The sequence below is a fragment of the Lentibacillus sp. genome (assembly GCF_035301675.1).
In the GTDB taxonomy this organism is placed as follows: domain Bacteria; phylum Bacillota; class Bacilli; order Bacillales; family Amphibacillaceae; genus Lentibacillus.
Window position 1 is genome coordinate 16446 of record NZ_DATGTT010000014.1, and the last position, 21901, is coordinate 38346.

The 21901-nt window shown below is 43.4% G+C and carries 21 protein-coding genes; 2 read left to right on the forward strand and 19 right to left on the reverse strand.

Going from position 1 to position 21901, the window contains the following annotated elements; all coding sequences use genetic code 11:
* Window positions 1–13 precede the first annotated feature (13 nt).
* The 4 genes from VK097_RS02890 to VK097_RS02905 form a co-directional block, all read right to left on the reverse strand.
* The gene (locus VK097_RS02890) at window positions 14–1114 is read right to left on the reverse strand and encodes a GerAB/ArcD/ProY family transporter (RefSeq protein ID WP_324210295.1); all 1101 of its coding nucleotides are present in this window, start codon (window positions 1112–1114) and stop codon (window positions 14–16) included.
* 14 nt (window positions 1115–1128) lie between these two features.
* Window positions 1129–2724: a spore germination protein gene (locus VK097_RS02895; protein ID WP_414672147.1), complete on the reverse strand. Its 1596-nt coding sequence runs from the start codon at window positions 2722–2724 to the stop codon at window positions 1129–1131.
* Between the two features lie 149 nt (window positions 2725–2873).
* Window positions 2874–4340 carry a sodium:solute symporter family protein gene (locus tag VK097_RS02900; RefSeq protein WP_324210296.1) on the reverse strand — a complete coding sequence of 489 codons (1467 nt, stop codon included), beginning with the start codon at window positions 4338–4340 and terminating at the stop codon, window positions 2874–2876.
* A gap of 1 nt (window position 4341) precedes the next feature.
* On the reverse strand, window positions 4342–4530 hold the full coding sequence (locus VK097_RS02905; RefSeq protein ID WP_324210297.1) for a hypothetical protein: 189 nt from the start codon (window positions 4528–4530) through the stop codon (window positions 4342–4344).
* Between the two features lie 218 nt (window positions 4531–4748).
* Here VK097_RS02905 and VK097_RS02910 point away from each other — a divergent pair, with 218 nt between their 5' ends.
* Window positions 4749–5285, forward strand: coding sequence for a transcription repressor NadR (locus VK097_RS02910; protein ID WP_324210298.1), 537 nt, complete (start codon window positions 4749–4751; stop codon window positions 5283–5285).
* Between the two features lie 207 nt (window positions 5286–5492).
* On the opposite strand, the gene metA is transcribed toward VK097_RS02910, so the two are convergent.
* Window positions 5493–6401 (reverse strand): homoserine O-acetyltransferase MetA, encoded by a 909-nt coding sequence (gene metA / locus VK097_RS02915; RefSeq protein ID WP_324210299.1) that lies wholly within the window; start codon window positions 6399–6401, stop codon window positions 5493–5495.
* A gap of 217 nt (window positions 6402–6618) precedes the next feature.
* Here metA and VK097_RS02920 point away from each other — a divergent pair, with 217 nt between their 5' ends.
* On the forward strand, window positions 6619–7473 hold the full coding sequence (locus VK097_RS02920) for a GNAT family N-acetyltransferase (protein WP_324210300.1): 855 nt from the start codon (window positions 6619–6621) through the stop codon (window positions 7471–7473).
* 90 nt (window positions 7474–7563) lie between these two features.
* Here the strand turns inward: VK097_RS02920 and VK097_RS02925 are convergent, their stop codons facing one another.
* The 14 genes from VK097_RS02925 to VK097_RS02990 form a co-directional block, all read right to left on the reverse strand.
* Window positions 7564–8208 (reverse strand): hypothetical protein, encoded by a 645-nt coding sequence (locus tag VK097_RS02925; RefSeq protein ID WP_324210316.1) that lies wholly within the window; start codon window positions 8206–8208, stop codon window positions 7564–7566.
* Between the two features lie 193 nt (window positions 8209–8401).
* Entirely contained in the window at window positions 8402–8788 is a 387-nt protein-coding gene (locus tag VK097_RS02930) for an ectoine synthase (RefSeq protein WP_324210301.1), read from the reverse strand.
* 71 nt (window positions 8789–8859) lie between these two features.
* Window positions 8860–10137, reverse strand: coding sequence for a diaminobutyrate--2-oxoglutarate transaminase (ectB, locus tag VK097_RS02935; RefSeq protein WP_324210302.1), 1278 nt, complete (start codon window positions 10135–10137; stop codon window positions 8860–8862).
* A 1-nt stretch (window position 10138) separates the two neighbouring features.
* Window positions 10139–10669, reverse strand: coding sequence for a diaminobutyrate acetyltransferase (ectA, locus tag VK097_RS02940; RefSeq protein WP_324210303.1), 531 nt, complete (start codon window positions 10667–10669; stop codon window positions 10139–10141).
* Window positions 10670–10967: 298 nt separating this feature from the next.
* Window positions 10968–11690 (reverse strand): amino acid ABC transporter ATP-binding protein, encoded by a 723-nt coding sequence (locus tag VK097_RS02945; RefSeq protein WP_324210304.1) that lies wholly within the window; start codon window positions 11688–11690, stop codon window positions 10968–10970.
* Window positions 11690–12349, reverse strand: a complete 660-nt coding sequence (locus VK097_RS02950) for an amino acid ABC transporter permease (protein ID WP_324210305.1) — start codon at window positions 12347–12349, stop codon at window positions 11690–11692. The genes VK097_RS02945 and VK097_RS02950 overlap by 1 nt, the downstream gene beginning before the upstream one ends.
* Before the next feature lie 123 nt (window positions 12350–12472).
* Window positions 12473–13285 carry a glutamine ABC transporter substrate-binding protein gene (locus VK097_RS02955; protein WP_324210306.1) on the reverse strand — a complete coding sequence of 271 codons (813 nt, stop codon included), beginning with the start codon at window positions 13283–13285 and terminating at the stop codon, window positions 12473–12475.
* Between the two features lie 488 nt (window positions 13286–13773).
* Window positions 13774–14763, reverse strand: coding sequence for an NAD(P)H-quinone oxidoreductase (locus tag VK097_RS02960; protein ID WP_324210307.1), 990 nt, complete (start codon window positions 14761–14763; stop codon window positions 13774–13776).
* A gap of 86 nt (window positions 14764–14849) precedes the next feature.
* Entirely contained in the window at window positions 14850–15116 is a 267-nt protein-coding gene (locus VK097_RS02965) for a hypothetical protein (RefSeq protein WP_324210308.1), read from the reverse strand.
* Window positions 15117–15215: 99 nt separating this feature from the next.
* The gene (locus tag VK097_RS02970; protein ID WP_324210309.1) at window positions 15216–16400 is read right to left on the reverse strand and encodes a hydroxymethylglutaryl-CoA synthase; all 1185 of its coding nucleotides are present in this window, start codon (window positions 16398–16400) and stop codon (window positions 15216–15218) included.
* Between the two features lie 118 nt (window positions 16401–16518).
* Entirely contained in the window at window positions 16519–17625 is a 1107-nt protein-coding gene (locus VK097_RS02975; protein WP_324210310.1) for a class II histone deacetylase, read from the reverse strand.
* Between the two features lie 269 nt (window positions 17626–17894).
* Entirely contained in the window at window positions 17895–19028 is a 1134-nt protein-coding gene (locus VK097_RS02980) for a Ger(x)C family spore germination protein (RefSeq protein ID WP_324210311.1), read from the reverse strand.
* Window positions 19018–20130, reverse strand: a complete 1113-nt coding sequence (locus VK097_RS02985) for a GerAB/ArcD/ProY family transporter (RefSeq protein ID WP_324210312.1) — start codon at window positions 20128–20130, stop codon at window positions 19018–19020. The genes VK097_RS02980 and VK097_RS02985 overlap by 11 nt, the downstream gene beginning before the upstream one ends.
* On the reverse strand, window positions 20127–21641 hold the full coding sequence (locus VK097_RS02990; RefSeq protein WP_324210313.1) for a spore germination protein: 1515 nt from the start codon (window positions 21639–21641) through the stop codon (window positions 20127–20129). The genes VK097_RS02985 and VK097_RS02990 overlap by 4 nt, the downstream gene beginning before the upstream one ends.
* Between the last annotated feature and the right edge of the window lie 260 nt (window positions 21642–21901).

Below are 21901 nucleotides of genomic sequence, written 5' to 3' on the forward strand. Positions count from 1 at the left end.
AATTGCTTCTGTTTCAGTTACTAGACTTATTTGACCTCTTTCCTCGGATGGCAGCAGCCAGCAGCAGGATGACCGGGATAACAGCCAAGAAAATAAATGAGTAAAATGGAAACGTTTCACTCAGGAATATCTCCAGTTCCTGCAAGTTTGAAGCTGACCAATGGCCCAAAACCGTAACAATTAATGCAATCGGAAAAACAAGCGGCCGATAATCGGACAGGTTCAGCCATTGTGCGGTGCTGAGAACAGCAGCATAGAAAAAAACCGATATTTTAACGAAGATACCTCCGACCCAAATCGCCATCACGACAGATTCCATATGCTGGATAAATTCAGCTATACTAATATAGCGTGCTGCTTCCATAACGGGATATGTAAACTTGGGAGTAAGCGAACCAAATACAAACAGCGTCACCATATTGGTAATAACCATAGTAATCAGTACAGCAATAACGGTTACTGCACTCCATTTCACAGCTTTTTTTCGATCTCTTAAAAATGGAAGCAGGAAAGAAATCATAAAAAACTCCAAATACCATCCTGCCGGCACCACAGCACCCCTTAGTGAAGGCATTAACCCCTTTTCAAAAACGGGAAGCATGTTGGCAGGATTTAGCTCCGGAGATAATAATAGCAGAACGAATATAAATAAAACGGTCACAACAGGCACAAATATCTGGGCACTTCTGGCAATCACCTCCAGCCCGCCCCTTACTGCAAGAGCACATACAAATGCTATGCTCCCAAGAATAACGATCATGGGTGTCGTATCCAGGAAATTTCCCTTCACAAATTCGCCGTATTCCCTTAAGATTACCCCACATATATGGGCTAAAAAAAAGATGAACACAAATCCGATTACTTTTCCCAGAAATTTGCCGGCTATCGTTTCGCTATATTGGATGATTGTCTGCTCCGGAAAACGCTTATTTAACTGAATCGCAATGAAAGCCGATAGAAAACCGGCTGCAGAAGCCCAGATCGGTGACATCCACATGTCCTGCCGTGCTTGTTCCCCGGTTATTGCCGGAACGAGAAGAATCGCTGTCGCTATAATCGTTGGATAAATCAGAATGGCCATTTGCAGGGTACTGATTTTTCCTTTTTCAATCATACTCGTCCACCCCTTTATTCCTCACCTCTGATCGGAGAAGGTTTCTGGTTATCGGATTGACGATATTTATTATAGTTGCCTGAATAATGTGGCCGCGTATTAAATTTCCACCATGGGGCGCGCAGCAGCACATCTTTCATACCGCTCCATTTCATTGGTGCCATTGGGCTGAGGTATGGCTGACCGAATGAGCGAAGTGTCGCCATGTGGATGATAATCACAATAATTCCCATTATTATCCCCAGCAGCCCAAGTGTTCCTGCCAGCAGAATCATTGGAAAACGAAGCATCCGAACCGCTGCTGATGCTGAATAACGCGCGATGGTAAACGAAGCAACACCAGTCAACGCAACAACAATGACCATGGGAGCCGACACAATCCCTGCCGAAACCGCTGCTTCACCAATGACCAATGCACCCACAATACTGACAGCCGACCCCACTTGTTTCGGCAGACGGAGACCGGCTTCACGAAGTGCTTCAAATGTAATTTCCATCATGAGAGCTTCCACCAGTGCAGGGAACGGAACTTGTGCACGTGATGCAGCGATACTGAATAAAAGTGTTGTCGGGACCATCTCCTGATGAAACGTCAGTAACGCGACATATAATGAAGGAAGAAACAGTGAAATCAGCAGAAATAAATACCGCAGCCAGCGGATCGATGTAGCAATTAAATAACGACCATAGTAATCTTCACTTGCCTGCATCAGTGAATAGAATGTCACGGGTACAACTAAGACAAATGGGGATCCGTCGACCAGGACAGCGACTCGGCCTTCCAGCAAGCTTGCTGTCACATTATCAGGGCGTTCAGTCGCGATCACCTGCGGGAAAGGAGAATTCGGGTTATCTTCAATAAATTCTTCCAATACACCGCTGTCCACTACACCATCAACATCAATACGTTTTATCCTGTTTATCGCTTCTTCCAGTACTGTTTCATCGACAATCCCTTCCACATAAGCAAGATTTATTCTGGTCTTGGTGTATTCTCCTGCCTGCATGGATTTCATTTTCAATTTGGGGCTCCTGATTCTTCTTCGGATTAGTGACGTGTTGACACCGATTGTTTCAACAAAGCCTTCCCGCGGCCCTCTGACAACCATTTCTGCCTTTGGTTCATCAACCGACCGCTTTTCCCATTTGGAGAGCCCTAATGCAAAACCGCTATTTTGCTGATCAACCAGAATGACCGGATTGCCGGAAGAAATTTCTTTTATGCTGTCTGAAAACGTTTTGACTTCTTTGACACTGGAAGTCGACACTTTTTTATGAATCAATGTATCAATGAAATAGTTTTCGCCCATTGATGATTTAATGAGCGGGGACAGAACACTGTCATCGATTTCTTCAATGTTTGACAATCCTTCAATATAAATGAGAATCGCTTTAACCTGTTCACCTATGTAAAACGGCCGAAAAATAACGTCAGAACTGTCTTTATAAATTGACCGAAACGTGTCCTCATTGTCAGATAAGTTGTTAAAAAGCGGCGTTTGTTCATCAACTGACGATTCAAGCTTGGACATTTTATCCGCTTTTTTGGATCTGCGCTTTTTCCCCCGCCTTTTTATCGAAGGCAGCTTCCCCTTTTCCCCGTTTTTCATGCTGGTGCACCCTTTCTTTGGCGACTGGGTCAATATATCTTATCTTGGTTAGTTGACAGGATTTTATACTGTTTGAACTGAAGCAGTAAAGCAATAACACAGAAAAAGCCTTTGTGCAGTTATCACACAAAGGCTTGTATCAATTCAATTTATGACGCTTTTCGTTCCTCTTTCATTATATTCAAGAATGTATTTGCTTTTTCTTTTGGCCTCTTAGTCACCAGGCTGACGCCAACAAAAACCGCTGCTGAAACAAGCAGTCCCCAAATACCGGATGCCAGACCCAGCGGTTTGACACCGGTAAATTCAACCGCAAGGACAAGCACCGCTCCAACAGAGACACTGGAAATGACACCGGCAGCGGTCCCGCGCTTCCAGAAGAATGTTCCGAAAAATGACGGGACAGCAACGATCAGCCCGGATGAGGCGGCAACGGACAGAACGGCGATCAAGTTAAGCTCCAGTTCGGCAAACGCAAGCGCCAAAACCGCAATCACCGGTATGACCATTTTTGCAACCTTTAATTGCTGTCGATCACTTGGCTTGCTCTTGGAATTTCCATAGACATCGCGGGCAAACATGGATGACAATGTCAGCATGATCGAATCAATGGTTGACACTGCCGCAGCCAGAATACCGACCATCACAATGACGCCAAGAATCGGTGGAACGAGATCAGATGACAACAGCTGTGGTGTTGCCAGGTCGGCCGTTTCAAGGTTCGGAAACATCTGCAGGGCGGAAAACCCCCATAAAACGGAAACGAACGTATAAATGAATCCAAAAATCAGAAAGCCTATCAGCATCTGCCGCAATCCTTTTAACGATGACGGCATGAACAACCGCTGACTCACCTGTGGATTGGATAAACTGAAGAAAAACCACGGCAGTGTCAGTCCCAGAAACGTCAGGAAATCAAAATAGTCATTCCCCGGAACAGACAATGAATCCGGCCGGCTTGTCTCCAGATTTTCAAAAAACTGCCCGAAGCCTCCAAGACCCTGAACTACCATCAGGACAACGATTGTGGACGTAATGATCATGATAATGGCCTGAAGTGAATCTGTCCAGATGACAGAACGTATCCCGGCTGTATAGGAAAATAAAATGGCCATGACAGTTGCAAACACAACACCTGCCGTAAACGGTATGGCATTGTCTGTGATGCCCTGGAGCAAATAGCCGACACCGGCGAGCTGTACCGCGCAATACGGGATCAGAAATAAACAGCTGACAATCGAAACGGATGCTGCTGCTGTTTTGCTCTCATACCTTCCGCCGATCATTTCCGACGGAGAAACGTAACCATACTTTTTCCCTGCTCTCCAAAACCGTGGCCCGAACAGAATAACCAGTGAGACGCCGGTAAAGTAAACAATTTCAAAACCAAGTGCCCCGACGCCGCCCTGATACGTAAGTCCTGCCAGACCAACCATCATGAATGCACTATACGTTGTCGCACTGTAACTCAGCGCCGAAAGAATACCATTCATATTTCGTCCGCCCAAAAAGAAACCTGCCATATCCGAGCGATTTCCCCGTCTCGACATAATCGCGATGACTGATGCTAAAATAAAATAGATTATGATTCCCCAAATTGCCAGATTTGTACTCAATTTACTTCCCCCAACCCTTTGTGATCTTAAAATTAGCGATAATGATTAAAATTCCGACAATCCCCCATAACAGAAAACTGCCATACCATGCTTGAACCTCTGACAAAACAGTATATGGAAGAATATACGCCGACAGGATCAGTACGACAATCAGTATCCCCCAACCTATATTTGATTTGTTTTTTTCCATATGGCTCCTCCTCTTTGCTTGTGAAATGTTGAACATAATAAAGCTTTTTTAAAAGACTTTTCTGCATTGGATTTATCTTTCAAAAGAACAAACTTTACATATGTCTTTACACATATAGTTACATATGTCCGATAACAATTCAAGAATTTTTCACAAATAATGTATCAATGCTGTTGGTTTGGTATAATTGGAGAAAAGCCGAAACAGAGGTGCTGGAAGTGGAAGAACGAAACAAAGTGTTTGGTGAAAAACGGCGCAATATGATTCTGGATTTGCTGAAAGAAAATAGTGAGCCGCTTTCCGGTAAAGTTTTAGCCCAAAAAATGAATGTGAGCCGACAGGTAATTGTTCAGGATATTTCCCTGCTGAAAGCTAAAGGCGAACCCATTATCGCTACCTCACGCGGATATGTTTACTATGAGGAAAACAATGAATCTGCAAAATTTACCAGAGTGATCGCGGTCTCCCATATGCTGGAAGAGACGGCGACCGAGCTCTATACGTTGGTAGATCATGGCGTGACCATCCGCAATGTAATGGTTGAACACCCGATTTACGGGGACATGACCGGTTCATTAATGATAAAAAATCGGCTTGATGCCGATGCATTTTTGAATGAGCTGAACCGGACCGGGGCATCACTCCTGACCAGACTTACTGATGGCGTACACCTTCATACCATTGAGGCGGACACTGAAGAACAGCTGGATCAAGCATGCCAAGTGCTGCGGCGCGAGGAGATACTTCTGGAATAATCATGAGAGACATAGACTTCCGGAAACACGATGAACGTAAATGAATCGCTGTTGACTTATCGGACGGAGGTGAAGGAAGTTACGCTGGGCGCTGGAGCCGGACGTGGCAATTTTTGATAAAACATTCGTAGAAGCCACCATGAATTTATGCTTTCTTTTCTTTCTAAAAAAGCTGTAACCCTTTTTAAAGGATTACAGCTTTTCATATCAGTCCCATACAAACGGTGTCTCCTGATAAACATAATAGTTAAGCCAGTTTGAAAATAATAAATGACTGTGTGAACGCCATTTGTGTGGCGGTTGTGCATCCACGTCATCGTTCGGGAAGTAATTTTCCGGAATACCCGTCTCCACTCCTCTGCTGTGATCGCGTTCATATTCCTCAGCAAGAGTTGTTGCATCATACTCCATATGGCCTGTAACCATGATGTTCTTGGCATCATTGGACATAATGATAAACGGTGCACCCTGTTCCGAAACAGATAACAGCGTCAGATCCGGATTGGCTTCGATTGCTTCTCTCGACACACTGGTATAACGTGAATGCGGCGCATGGAAAATATCATCAAACCCGCGTACAAGCTTAACAGTCTGATCTGAAATTTGGTGTTCATAAATACCAAAGAACTTTTCCGGAAGCTCATATTTCTCCACGCCGTAATGATAATACAGACCTGCCTGTGCCCCCCAGCAAATGTGCAGCGTCGAGGTTACATTGGCAGCAGCCCAGTCCATAATTTCCGTCAGTTCATCCCAATAGGCAACATCCTCAAACGCCAGGTGTTCGATTGGTGCCCCTGTGATGATCAGCCCGTCAAACCGGCGTTTCTTTGCCTCTTCAAACGTTGTATAAAAATTTTCCAGATGATGCGGGCTTACGTGTTTCGGTCTGTGTGTCGTCGTTCTGAGAAAACTGATATTAACCTGCAGCGGTGTATTCCCCAACAAGCGCAGAAGCTGCAGTTCCGTTCGTTCTTTTTCCGGCATCAAATTTAAGATTAATATATTAAGAGGACGGATATCCTGTGTCTGTGCCCTATCCTCATCCATAACAAAGATTTTCTCCTGCTTTAAGGCATCGCTGGCAGGCAGTTCTTTTGATACATTAATTGGCAACTGACACCATCTCCTTCAAAATGTGTATTGCAAAAAGGGTGCCTTCCGGGCTTTTCGATACCCTTTTTAAACTAAATATATCCTTCATTATAGGACTCTATCAAACCCGTGGCAACCATCATGCAGAAAATTAATACAACAAGTCCTTAATATTTCACGATGGCAGGAGGACATGATAACCTATTATTTGAGAAAATATTCAGGGAGTGTACGACATATGAGCAAGACCATCCGAATGCTGAACAAAGACGATTACCCTCAATATGAAGCAATGGAAACAGGTATTGAATTTGATTATATAGCACACATATTTGATAGACTTGCAACGGGAGACAACCACTTGTACGGCTTATTCCTTGACGGTCGATTGGTCAGTGTAGGCGGCTACTCGATATATGCAGGCAGTTATGCCATGCTGGGACGTTTACGAAGCGATCTGCGGTTTAAGGGAAATGGTTTTTCAACGGAAGTGGTGTCTTATATATTGAATGAGGTCTTTAAACTCAATGGTATTCGCTGGGTGGGAGCCAATACACAGGAGCATAACACTTCTGCACAGCGGGTCCTGGAAAAAGTTGGTCTCAACCCATACATAACACTGCACGGGGCATTAACAAAGGATACTGCTGCACTCGAATCAGGAGCAGAGCCATGGCAGCCTGTTACAAGTCTGCAGCGCAAAAAAGATTGGCTGAATCAAGCGTATATCCGGACAGGAGACATTTTTCCATATGAATGTTATTACCCTTTCCCCGCTTCGGCTGAATTATTTCAGGATGAGGCGATAAAACAGTGGTCCTTTTACGAAAATGATGACAAAACACGGTTTGTCATTACCAAATATGATCAGAAAAAATATCATTATTTGCATGCTGTCTATCCATGGCATGATTTAACATCCCAGCCGGGCTTGTGGGAGACGATTGCCAGCGATTACCGGAAACTTTTGCAACAGACAGATGATGAGACCTACATATGGATGGATCTGACTAAGGAAGAAGCACAGACGCTTCCCGCCAGCCACCAGTTTGAGCTGCCATCCCCGTGGATTTTGTATGGGAAGGAAAACTAACTGAAGGTAAAAAGGATTGGAGACCATCGCACCAATCCTTTCTTATTCATAAAATAAGCGTCAGATGACAATTCGCAATCCTTCAAGTGGTCATTTCCGGGCGCTTGACGGAAATACAGTGTATGACCATGAATACAGAAAGTCGGCAGCAAAAACAATCCCCCAGATCATTCCGATACCATAAACCGTTTCATTAGCATACGGGGAGTCTGCTGCAGTACCGGACTCAACCCATGAAAAATCAGTCAAATATCCCAGCATTTCTTCAATACTATCCGTTCCATATGTCCAAAAAACCCCCTGTGCCACGACAAAGACGATTAAATGTACTGTAGAACTCCAGCGATATTTTTTGGCAATAAACTTAGGGTCCTTATTCCTTTCCAAGATACGGAGATCTTTCTCAGTTAATAATTCAACACCGCGCCATCGGCCGATCGTTTTCCGCATCCATCTATCCAGTTTCATAAAATCAAGGATTCCAAATGTACTGGCATAAATCACAAAAATCGTGATTACAATCTGAAAGGTAGAAATTTGTCCGGTTTCCTGATAAATCAGGATGGCGAGCACTGCCTCAATCCCAAGCAGAATCAGAAACACCAGCAAAAACAATCGACTCAGCCGATACTTGTTTAATAGGTACCTTACAACACCAAAAAGCAATAATGCCACTATTGACAATACTTCAGCCGTGACAAAAATCCCCCACTGGTAATCAATCAGCAATTCCATCAATTCATCAGCTCCACATGTTTGCTATCCTCATTTTCTTATATTACACATTAAAGTCAATATATATTGAAAGAACAATAAGAAGTTTTATTATCAATCTATAGCGATTCCTTGTAAATCTACAGCGCAAAATTACCATAAGAAAGCCCGGATTATGGATGATCACCATAACCCGGGCTTTATCCCCGTCCGCTTATTCAGTCAAAAGCGGGTAATAGCCTTCTTCGTTATGTGTCTCCCTGCCAACGAGCGGCGGATTGAAGACACATACCATACGCATTTGGGTTTTAGCACGAAGGATATGCTTATCATGTTCGTCTAATAGATACATAGTCCCTGCTTTAATATCATAGACATCGCCGGTATCGACCTTTTCAATGGTACCTTCCCCTTCGATGCAGTAAACTGCTTCAATATGGTTTTTGTACCAGAAATAATTTTCTGTTCCGGCTTTGATAATCGTATCGTTCATGCTGAAGCCAACACCGTCTTTTTTCAGGATGAATCGGCGGCTTGACCAATTCTCATCATAAGTTTCGTCTTCTGTTCCGATCAGATCTTCAAGTGATTTTACAATCATTTGCTGTCCCCTCTTTCTTTATTCTGCTTTATTGCTCAAGCATATTTAACTGGCTAATTTAGTTCGTTCAATTAGTTCAGAACCGCCTGGATACTGTCATCCAAAATCTGAAGTCCCTCTTTGAGAGCTTCTTTATCTATAATAAGCGGAGGAAGAAATTTGACAACTTCATCATCCGGGCCGGCTGTTTCCAGTATCAGTCCGCGCTGGAATGCTTCTGCACAAATATCATCAGTAAGTTCAGGTTTGCCAAGGGCGATTCCCTGCATTAATCCTCTGCCGCGATGACTGGCATCAAGTTCAGGATATTTGGCAATCAATGTCTCAATGCCTTCACGTAAGACCTTGCCTTTTTCCTGAATGGATTTGCTGAAGTCATCTGTTTCCCAGTAAGTCAATGCCTGGGTTGCGCCAACGAACGCCAGGTTGTTACCGCGGAATGTACCGTTATGTTCACCTGGACCCCACTGGTCATATTCCGGCTTGATCAATGTAAGGGACATTGGCAAACCGGCACCGCCGATTGATTTGGACAGGCAGACAATATCCGGATCAATTCCTGCCGGCTCAAAGCTGAAGAAAGTGCCCGTACGGCCGCATCCAGCCTGAATATCATCAACAATCAGCAGAATATTCCACTGCTTGCAAAGGGCTTCCACTTTTTTCAGCCATTCCATGCTGGCTGCGTTAATACCGCCTTCGCCTTGAACGGTTTCCAGAATGATAGCTGCAGGCAACGCTACACCGCTTCCTCTGTCTTCCAGGAATCTTTCCAGATAAGCGATTGTATCCTGATCTTCCACATACTCATCAAATGGCATTGATACCGAATGATGCAGCGGAACTCCTGCCCCATGCCGCTTAAAGGAGTTGGCTGTGACAGAAAGCGAACCAATCGTCATGCCATGAAAGGCATTTGTGAAACTGATGACCGTATCGCGTCCGGTTACTTTCCGGGCAATTTTCAATGCGCTTTCAACCGAATTTGTGCCTGTCGGTCCGGGAAACATCACTTTATAATCAAGATTTCGGGGCTGCAAAATAACTTCCCTAAATCGTTCAAGGAATTCTTTTCTCGACGTTGTTCCCATATCAAGACTGTGAAGAATCCCATTATTCTGAATGTACTCAATCATTTTTTCCTGCATGGCGTCATCATTATGGCCGTAGTTTAAGCCCCCTGCGCCTGCAAAGAAATCAAGATATTCTTTTCCGTCTGTGTCCCAGATTTTATATCCTTTGGCCTTTTCAAAAACGGTTGGCCAGCCCCGGCTGTAACTTCTTACTGTTGATTCCAGTTCTTCAAAGGTTTTCATTTTGTCGTCTTCAATTACTGTTGTTGTCACCATTTCACCCTTCCACTAAAATTTTTTCTTTTTGTATAGGTCCAATCTTAAACAATAATTCGTCCTCATGACCCTCGCTCGGAAAGTCACCTGATGTAAAATAGTCATGAATAACACATTTCGTATTAAGCTTTTTCGCAAGTCCCTTAAACAATTGCTGTGATGCTGTGTTCGATGGTGAGACAGTCGCTTCTACATGATTGACTTCACCGCATCCTTCACGTTTCAGCAAATGGTACAGCATTTTGGTTGCGATTCCATTGCCACGCTCAGAGTCATCGACAGCCACTTGCCAGATAAACAGCGTATCAGGCTGATCAGGATGAATGAATCCTGAAATAAAGCCTACTGTGTTTCCTTCTCTCTCAACAACGATGGATGTTTCGGAAAATATCTCACACCACATGAGATAGCTGTATGATGAATTAAGATCCAGAACGCCGGTATGCTTAATTAATTCCCATACCTCCGCTCCATCATCTTTTGTTGGCTTGCAAAATCCAAGCTCCCCCTCTTGTTCCTTTGTTTTAGTCATGACACTATTACTGCTGTTTAAGATGATTCCACCTCCTAGAGTTCTTAAAAAAACATTCTTTATTAGAATATATAGAATCGTAACTTTCGTCAAAACGGATTAAGCTTCATTTAATATGTTTAAACATGTTCAACAGCGGTCTGTTATAAAAAATATGGGGTATATCAAAAAAAGCTCCGATATAAGTGGAAATAAACGGACATTCAAACATAACGGGCATACAACATCCGTATTTTCACTCCCTGCAAAAAGCAAGGCAGACGGGGACTCGCCTGCCTTTTGAAACCTCTTAAAGCTGCTATAAAATTTTATTTAAAAATTCTTTCGTACGATCTGACTGCGGATCGGTAAACATTTGTTCCGGGTCACCTTCTTCAACAATCATACCTTCATCCATAAACAGAACCCGGTCACCCACTTCACGAGCAAATCCCATCTCATGCGTGACAACAAACATTGTCATCCCTTCATTGGCCAATTGCTTCATGACTTCCAGAACTTCACCGACCAATTCAGGGTCCAGGGCAGATGTCGGCTCGTCAAACAGCATCATCTTCGGCTCCATTGCCAGAGCGCGGGCAATTGCCACCCGCTGCTGCTGTCCGCCCGACAATTGCTGCGGATACTGTTCGGCTTTGTCCGCCAACCCGACCTTTTCCAGCAATTTCAGACAGCGTTCGCGTGCTTCCTTATCTGTAATTTTGCGCACTTTTTGAGGCGCAAGCATCAGGTTTTCAATCACTTTCTTATGCGGAAATAGGTTGAACTGCTGAAAAACCATTCCAACTTCTGTGCGCACCATATTAATATCCGTTTTCGAGTCATTCAGGTTATTACCATCAACTATTACCTCACCACTCGTGATCGGCTCAAGCATATTCAGGCAGCGGAGAAATGTACTTTTCCCGGAGCCGCTCGGGCCGATAACACAAACAACTTCAGATGGTTCAATTTCACAATCGATTCCTTTCAAGACCTCGTTATCACCAAACTTTTTATGCAAATCTTTAACGGTAATCATCAAATATCAAGTCTCCTTTCCGTCCTCTGCAGAACAAAGGATAATGACAATGTGATGGCAAGATAGAAAACAGCCACCGTTGTATAGATTTCCACAGCATTAAAATGGTTTGCCGCTATCAGCCGTCCCTGGAAAATCAGCTCCGGAACGAGTATGACGGATAACAGTGATGTATCTTTAATACTGATGATAAACTGGTTGCCAAGCGGCGGAATCATTCGCTTAAATGCCTGCGGCCAAATGATGTAGCGCATGGCTTGTCCATGATTGAGACCAAGTGAACGGCCGGCTTCCATCTGCCCTTTATCAATTGATTGCACCGCCCCGCGTACAATTTCCGCTATGTATGCACCGGAGTTCAAGGAAATCACGGTAATCCCGGCTGTCACGGATCCCAGTTCAAATTGGATAATGAGCGGGAGCGCATAATAAATCCAGATTGCCTGAACCAATACAGGGGTTCCTCGGAGAGTTTCGATAAATACGATGGAAATGCTTCTTAACGCTCTGTTCTGAGCAATACGGCCCAGTCCGAAAAACCCGCCAAGAATAAAGCCGATCACAAGTCCAACAACTGATATTAACAATGTGTAGTATAAACCTGTAAATAATTGCGGCAAAAAATCGATAACGCCTGCCCAATTAAATCGTCCTATCATTCAATCACCTCTTTAGAAAACTGGGTTTGTCTTCAAAAAATAAAAACTAAGGCCTATCAATACTAATGGCGATAAGCCTTAGTTCCACTGAGTTTTTGATATCACAAATGTTGTCCAGTGTGATTATTCGGGTTTTGTACCGAACCACTTTTCATAAATTTCGTCGTACTTCCCATTTTCTTTCAGTGTGGCCAGTGCATCATTGATGGCGGCCACCAGGTCTTCATTGCCTTTTGAAATGGCAATTCCATAGTCCTCAGCCTGGTACAGGTCTCCAACCACTTTCAGGTTATCACCGGTTGTCTGGATATAGTACTGGACATTCGGCGCATCATACAAGATTGCATCTGCACTGCCATTTTCAACTGCCAGATATGCCTGGTCAAGCTGCTCATACTGATTGGGATCGGCATTATCGATATTTTCATCAATGTATGCTGCACTAGTTGAACCAAGGCGGGTAGCAATGGTCTTTCCTTCAAGGTCTTCTATCCCTTTAATATCGTTATTATCTTTTTGGACCCCGATTGCCAGACCTGATTCATAGTATGGATCACTGTAATCGATTTTCTTTGCCCGCTCCTCAGTAATACTGATCCCGGCAATCGCAATATCAAACGATCCTGTTTGCAGACCCGGAATAATACCGTCAAAGTTGGTCACTTCGAGGTTAATGTCAAAACCGGCCTCATCAGCAACCGCATTGATCAGGTCAATATCGAATCCGACATACTCACCATCTTCTTTGAATTCAAATGGCACAAAAGATGAATCGGTAGCAACCGTATAAGAATCTTTTAAATTGCTCCCTTCTCCTGAATCACCTTCTGAATCACCTGAAGACTCTGCGTCACCGCCGGAACCACAGGCTGCCAACAGAATGAACAAACCAAATAAAAGCAATAAAGCACTAAATTTCCATTCTTTTCGAATCAATGGATCCCCCTCCTATAAAAGTTTCTATTATTCTACCATAAGCCAATATTACCAGTAAACGCACTTTTTAGAAAATTCTTTGTCAGACGATATTACGTCTATAACTTTAAATAAAGCCGCTCATATGTCGTTATTCGGACAAATAATAAGAATTGCTTCAAAATGCTGGCGGCTGCAAATTATTGTCCATGGAAATTATGAGGATAATCTTGGAATGATCACATCAAACTTTCGGGGGCAGATATGAGGATTTTCGGCAGCGTCTGAAAGTCAACACTATAAGGGGGGGGAATCGACTTTTTTATCGCGTCGCGCGAAATCAGCCGGTCCTCGCGCGATATCCTAAGGCTGTCGCGCGATTTCGCGCCAACCTCGCGCGAATTGTTAAATCCCACTGCAGTATCACAAAAACTCCAAAACACGGAATAATTTTATAGTTTCCAAAACAATAAAAAAACTGCAGGCCTCTTAATAAAGCCCTGCAGCTCTCAACGCTCCTGATAGTTTTCATCAGTCATATAAAGCAGAATCTTTCCGATATTTTTATTATCTTCCATATGGTGATGCGCTTCATTTACCTTTTCAATCGGAAACACGCTGTCAATAATCGGACGGATTGTCCCTTTATTCATATACGGCAGTACGGTTTTGGCAAATTCATGGCTCAATTCCGCTTTATACGCATCACTTCTTGGCGTCAGCAAGGTTCCCGTCAGCTGAATATACTTGGACATGATCAACCCTAAGTCAACCTTCTCAAGTTCGCTTCCGCCCAAAACACCAATCAAAACCCAGCGTCCTTCACTTTTAATGCTGTTTAAATTCATATCCCAATAGTCAGCCCCGATAAAATCGAGAATCACATCAGCGCCTTTGCCGTCAGTCGCTTTTAAAACTTCTTCATCGAACGATTGTCTTTTATAATTGATAAGAACATCAGCCCCAAGCTCCTGACAAAAATTAAGCTTTCTTTCCGATCCGGCGGTCACAATCACATTTGCATCTGATAACTGCTTGGCCAGCTGAATAGCAGCTGTCCCTACACCGCTGGCACCTGCATGAATCAGCACCGTCTCCTGCTTCTGCAGCTTGCCGATCCAATAAAGTGTCTGATAGGCTGTCAGGAAAACTTCTGGAATAGCGGCCGCTTCCGAAAGTGGTAGAGACTCCGGAATCATCATGGCACGACTCGCCGGCATGACAGCATACTCTGCGTAACCGCCACCATTGACAAGTCCCATGACCCTGTCGCCTTCGGAAAAGGGCTGATTGCCATTTGTTTCAACCACTGTGCCGGCTACTTCAACTCCCAAAACCGGATTGGCTGCATAGCCTGCTTGTCCTTTACGGGTAACAATATCTGTACGATTGACGGCTGCATGGCTGACCTTTATGAGCAATTCATCCTGCTTTGCTTCAGGTTCAGGTATATTGGTCAATTCCAGGTCGTCTGTTGTTTTTACAATAACCCCCTTCATCATAGTCTCCTCCCATCATAAAGTACACCTAACTTACTAGTTCGCATAAGACCGTCTGACAATCAATCAGTCTGTTTGCTGTCAGACTATGAGCCCTTTTCCCCATCCCCGCTTTCTTCACTATCTGTTTGCACATCATCAAGATCAAGCCACGAAAGCATTTCATGTACAACGGTATTGATCTTTTCATCGACCATGTCACCGCCGTATTTTATTTTGGCACGCTCTATCTTATCAAGGACATCCGCTTCGAACTGAATAACCGGTTTATCTTCTTCAAGATTATTAAATAAATCAAGAATTTCGTCCAACGCTTTATCAAATCGTTTTGTTTCCAAATCGCTTGCCTTCATTATGATCACCTGTTACTAGCGTGCCCAAAACAAACCGGAATAAATCTATTGAATATATAAAACCCGTCAGTTATCTCAATGACTAACGGTTCTTGAGCATCAATACGAAACGCTTTTCACCTTATTGACATATTGGCGCTTATCATCGGCTATGCCTGCGAGACAGATTCGGGCTGGATCAATCTCAACATCCAGTTTGACAGTCGATCCGTCTGTTGGCAAGGTTTCCTCAAAAATAGCTTCATACTCCGGAACAGATATTTCTGAACGTGAAGCGAAAAGCTCGGTATGCCGGTCGATATTTAAATAATCCTGGTAATTCGACTGCAAAATTCCGGTGAAGAATTCCCCCACTGCTCCGGAACCATAACTGAACATGCCGATTCGATCACCCGCCACCAGCTTATCGGTCTGCTCGAGCAGTGACAGCAGACTCAAATACAATGAACCAGTGTAAATGTTACCGACATTCCGGTTATAGCCTGTACTTACATTGTAGCTGGCCAACAAACGCTCCTGCACTTCTTCTGTTCCTTCTTCCAATACAGTTTTTAACGCTTTGTAGCCCAATTTGGTGTATGGGAGGTGGTAACAGATGGCTGCAAAATCGCTTAGTGCCAGGCCTGTCTTGACTTTGTATTGCTCCCATACGCGGGAAAAGAACGCCATATATTGCTCATTGGATAACTTTCCGTCTGCAAAAGCTTTATCAGAATACACAGGACGCCAGAAATCCATGATATCGGCGGTAAAATAAACGCTTTCGTCCTCAAGCGCCATAACACGGGGGTCTGCGCTGATCAACAATGCTACCGCCCCTGCTCCCTGTGTCGCTTCACCAGGGGTGCTGAGACCATACCGGGCAATGTCAGAACCTAAGACAAGCACCTTGCTGTCAGGGTTCATGGCAATATGGGCTTTTGCCATTTGAATGCCGGCCGTCGCCCCGTAACAAGCCTGTTTAACCTCAATCGCCCTGGCGTATGGATTCAGTCCGAGCAGTTCATGAACATAAACTGCCGCTGATTTAGAGCTATCAACGCCGGTTTCTGTCCCGAAAATAACAAAATCAATCGCTTCCTTATCCGAGTCTTCGAGAATATCAACGGCCGCATTTGCCGCCAGCGTTACAGCATCCTGTGTCATTGGCGGAACAGCCATTTTTTCCTGTCCGATGCCGATTGTAAATTTATCCGGATCCACATTTCTGCTCTCAGCCAATTTGGTCATATCTACATATAAATGTGGTGCGTAAAAGCCTATTTTATCGATTCCCGCCTTCAACATAATATCTCCTTTTTCACAATAAGTTACTACATTTAAATATTCACATTATAACATACTATGAAATAGACTGAACGCCATTTTGCTGCTGTCATTTTTTGACTTTTGAATGTAATGTTCATTTTAAATTCCAGTAAGCCTTCTGCACGTTCACAGCCCGCTGAATGGCTTCCTTCTGATGCGGATAAATCGGTCCTTCGTGAAACCCGAGATCAAACGGATCCTCCACCTGACTGTGCTCGCCGCGCAAGGCTTCAATCACCCTCAGTGTGCAAAATGGCACATAAGCTGTACTGTATCCCCCTTCATGTGCGGCGATTAACCGGCCATCGCAGTGCTTTTCGGCAAGTTTTTTAATCCGCTTGCCCATCTGAAAATAGCCGTCCGCTGTTACCAGCATTCTGCCTATCGGATCAAATCGGCTTGCATCCTGACCGGCAGAAACAAATATCAACTCCGGGGCATACTGCTCAACAATCGGCTCAATTAAGTGATCAAAAGCGTAAAGATAACCCTCATTACCGGTTCCTGCCGGCAATTCAATGTTAACGTTATACCCTTCGCCATCACCTTTTCCTGAGTAAGTGATTTCACCGCGGCCTTTCGGGAAAATGTTTTCTTGATGGATGGATATAAACAGGACATCCGAATCGTTTTCAAACGCCCTTTCCGTTCCATTGCCGTGGTGAACATCCCAATCCAAAACAAGAATGCGTTTCAGTCCATACTTTCTGCGGGCATATTTGGCCGCAATCGCCACATTGTTAAACAGACAAAAACCCATTCCCTCTTCAGGTTCAGCATGGTGACCGGGCGGCCTGACAAGCGCATATGCATTTTGAACCTTTTCCTCCATTACAGCTTCTACCGAGGTGAGCACACCACCGGCAGACTTCAGAGCAATTTCATAGGAATCAGGCCCGACAATCGCGTGTACCCCTGCATCGCCCCCGCCGGCATCACTTAATTCCTTAATCCGGTCAGCATACGCCATGCCATGGTTCATTCCAATTTCTTCACGGGTGGCCGACCTTGGAGAAATTTGCTGCAGTTTATCCATATAGCCGGAACGCTCAATCAAATTTTTAGCACGGCGTTTTGTTTCCGGATTCTCCGCATGGGTGTCCGGCTGAATCCAGCCCCCGGCACGCTGATTCAATGCGCCATTCCCCATCTGATGCCAAAAATAGCTCTCGTCACAAATGAAGCCAGTCGTTGCTTTCATCTTAATCGCCTCCATCCGGTTTGGTGACCATTTAAAATGTTAAAAAAGACTCAGATTCATAATCCTTCTTGCATTGATTCTTCCCCTATATATATTCTGACTAACTTCATTCATAACTGTTTTCTAAATCAATGCCCCCAAATCCTTTTTTCATTCGATTATAGTTAAAAGAGAGAACTTTTAACTTCCATGACATGTATCTCACTATATAATCGAAAGAATTATCGATTTGGGGGCATGATGAGCGGATTTTTATAATCGCAGTTAAATTAATGGATGATTCCGCGCTGGACGATCTCAACGTTTACTTCCGTATTGAATGTAATATCCGGATACGCCTCTTTCCAGTCTAGGGATTCCCACGTATCATGATGAAAAGCAATCATTCTTTTGCCAATGCCAAGCGGATCACTATTTACATCCTGAAGTTTCTGAATGATTTCTTCAGCTTCTTTTGTGAGGTTTTGGGAAAGTTCTTTATTCAGCTTATTGATTTCCTTTTCCGTGTTTAGCTGATCTTTCGGGTATTCAATGGCCTTTACTGTTAAGTCCGTATTCAGATTCACAGTAATGTTGCGATCCTTATCGATAACGATATCTATTCTGCTGTCTACATTGTTGACGTCAATGGTAATATAATTTAAAATTTTCGGATTTCTATCCTTGCTGATCTTCTTCGTTAGCCTTGCTCTTCTACCTTTGTTGTTATCCAATAACTGAAATAGCACACCCTCTTCAGGTGTCAAGATCTCGCCTGTGTACGTTTGACCATTGAAAATGGCCAATCCTTTTATATTCTTAATAGACCCGCCTTCCACACTGCTCAATAACGGCAGCATAAAATCCTGTCCGGGATCAAACATTATGGAAGTAACAAGCTGAACATCTTGTTGTGGGATAATCGATGATGTTTCAGCTCCCTCAAGCAGCCTGCTCAAATATTCACTAATCTTTTGTTGTTCTGTTCCCTTCATCGAAATTACATCTTCTGCTGAGTCTTCTGCTACAGCCACCTTAGCGCTCATGTTGCTATTCGGATTTCTGTAAAATACATCAAGAACGGGATAAATTTTCTGTTCTGCCACTTCTTTTCCCAAAACGATTACTTTCATCTTTGAGGCATCAAGTCTTCTTGGCATTTTTTCATCAATTTTCATCCGTGCTTCTCTTGGCGTGTCGGCCCTTGCTGAAACAATTTGTACACTTTCCTCTCCAACACCCTGTTCTGATTTCTGAACATACGGAATTGACACGGTTGTATTAATTTTCCCTGATTCGGTCAAATCCGCTCCAGTACTAAAGATTAGCTGGGCATCTTTGAATAATCGCTGATCCCAGCATCCTGTAGTCAATAATAGACAACTTAATAATAAGACCGCTTGCCCCAGCCGTTTAGTTATCATTCACCATCACCTCAGGCTCTTTTTTTCGAAACAGATAAGATATAATGAGCAAAAATGCAGGTAGCCCAACCGCAAAAATAAGGCCCAGATATGAAACATACTCACTGAAAGCCTTAATCACCAGCTCGTTGTTCCCTGGAATAAGTGAGGCAATGAAGACCAATCCGCCCAACCAGGGAACAAATTTGTTATGGTGTTCTGACTGATGAAAGAAATGTGCCAATCCTTTGGATGCTATAAACAAATAAATCATAAAAGATGTCGCTACTGATACCTCCCAAATGGATAAGAAAACCAAATCCACACGATCCAGCACATTGAATTCAAATGTTTTCAGCATGTAAATAATCGGTTCCGGTACCAACTTTAATTCCCCGGGGCTGAAATAAGCCAGACTTACAACGACCGTGTAAGTGTAGAACAGTGTCACCAATAAATTCGCCCAGGAAGCCTTTTTCAGTATTCCTGAACTTTTTCCTTTAACAAACGGATAAATGACCAGCAACAATTCAAATCCAAGAATGGAGACCATGGCTTCTTTTGCACCCGTTATTATCTTTATCCCTCCAGCTTCTCCTACAGGAAGCAAATTAAGAAATTCAGCATCCTTTAATCCATATGTTGTCAGCAGAAACAGAACGATCAGCAACAACGAAACAAAGGAGTAAAAACGAGCTAAAATTCGCAAGCTTCCAGTACAAATATAAACACCAGTTATAGTCATCAATAATGAAATGACCCATGAAGGTGTCTCCGGCAGCACCCAATTTTTAATGATCTGATCATTTATAGCAAGTACTAAAGCAGCCGTCATTATAAAATAGATTAAATAGCCTAAATTTACGACGTTTCCAATCCATTTCCCTAAAAGTTGCGGAAGGATATCAAATATCGTCGAGGAAGGAAACCTTCTGGCCATCATCCAAATAATGATGATGGCTACCTGTATCGCTAATCCCGCTATTAGCGTGGAGATCCAACCATCCTGTTCGGCTGTGTTAAATACATTAAAGGCAAGGCTTAACACACCAACACCTATCTGAGTCTGGAGGACCAGAAAGAAAAGCTGCTGCTGTGTAATGTCACTCCCATTAACGTTCATGGTTTTTTCCATCCTCTCGAGTCCTTTTGTCTTTTAAGTTCTTCGACTTGAGTATCTGCAGGCCGCTTATTCATTTTCCATAACGGCACCCGGATAAATGTGTCTTTCAGGCCCTTCCATTTCAAAGGAGCAAACGGAGAAAAATAAGGGGTACCAAACGACTCTAATTTGCATAGATGAATCAACAAAATCATTAATGCAAAAACAATCCCTATAAAACCGAGCAGAGTTGCGGATAAAATCATCGGATAGATAAGTATACGTAACGTTGCACTCATCTCAGTCGATGGGACGACAAAGGAGGCAATAGCTGTCACAGCAATAATGACAATCATGACATTCGAAATCAGACCTGCACGCACGACAGCATCACCGATGACCAACCCCCCGACAATACCAATGGTCTGGCCAATCGGAGTCGGAAGCCTTACCCCTGCTTCTCTTATTAACTCGATGGTTATAACCATGACCAGTGCTTCGATGATAGGCGGATAGGCGATGTCTTTTATGGATGCCTTGATGGGAAGCACCAGAGCATCCGGGATCACTTCAAAGTGAAAAGCAATCACAGCGGTATAAAATGCTGGAAGTGTTACAGCAATTAAAAAACTCATGAGTCTGATTGTTCTGAGATAGCTGCCCACAATCCAGCGTTCATTGTAATCATCCGGCGTCTGATAAAAAACCATTAACGTGACCGGTAAAGTAAGGACCGTCGGACTGCCCTCTACCATTACTGCCACCCTTCCCTCCATAAGGTCACCCACAGCACGGTCCGGCCGCTCAGTATTTAACATTTGCGGGAAAGGAGAGTATGGAGCATCTTCAATAAATTCTTCAACATAGCCCGGGCTCATAATGTGGTCAGAAGAAATCCATTGCAAGCGTTCGTGTACCTTCTCCAATACCTCGGGATCTACAAGACTTTGCATAAATAAGATGCTTACATTAGTATTCGATCTTTCCCCCAGCTTATAGTACCGGACCGTTAAATCAGTACTTTCAATCCGTTTTCTGACCAGGTTAATATTGACTGATATATTCTCCACAAAACCCTCATGCGAACCGCGGACAATCTTCTCATTTTCGGGTTCATCCACCGACCGGTTATGCGAAACAGTAGCATTGAAGGTATATAACTCGGTGTGCCCTTCAATAAACAGCAAAGCATGCCCTTTCAACAGTTCTTTAATACCCTTGTGTAAATCTGAATGCTGCTTTCCGGTGGATTCCATATCTTTTAATTCGTAATCATCCACTTTGGAAAGAGGCAAAACAACTTTTTCATTGACTTTATCCTGGTCTGATAAGGTTTCCAAATAAACAAGCAAAGCCTTGCCATTTTTTAATTTTCTTTCTTTTAAATCGCTTGGATGATGCAATTTTTGTTGAATATATTCCAAGTTTTTATCCGCAGAGGACGAAACTTGCTTTGCATCTTCTAGATTGCGGTAATCCTTTATCTGCATATCATTTTCGTTTTTCTGAAAAAGCTTTTTGATAAAATTCATGTTCACACCACATCTTGTCAGACATTACATTTATTTTGTCCAATGAGTGTGGAAATAAAACCGCAACTGTGATATGAGTGACTTGCTTAGGGATCCTTCTGGTTAACAATGATGTTTATAAGAGATATACAAGTTTTAAAAACAAAATATCTTGACAGCGCATTAAAATTTATTTATAGTAATACTTGTCGATAATTTCATAAGTAAAAATGATTCCGTAGCTCAGCTGGGAGAGCGCATGCTTGACAGGCATGAGGTCG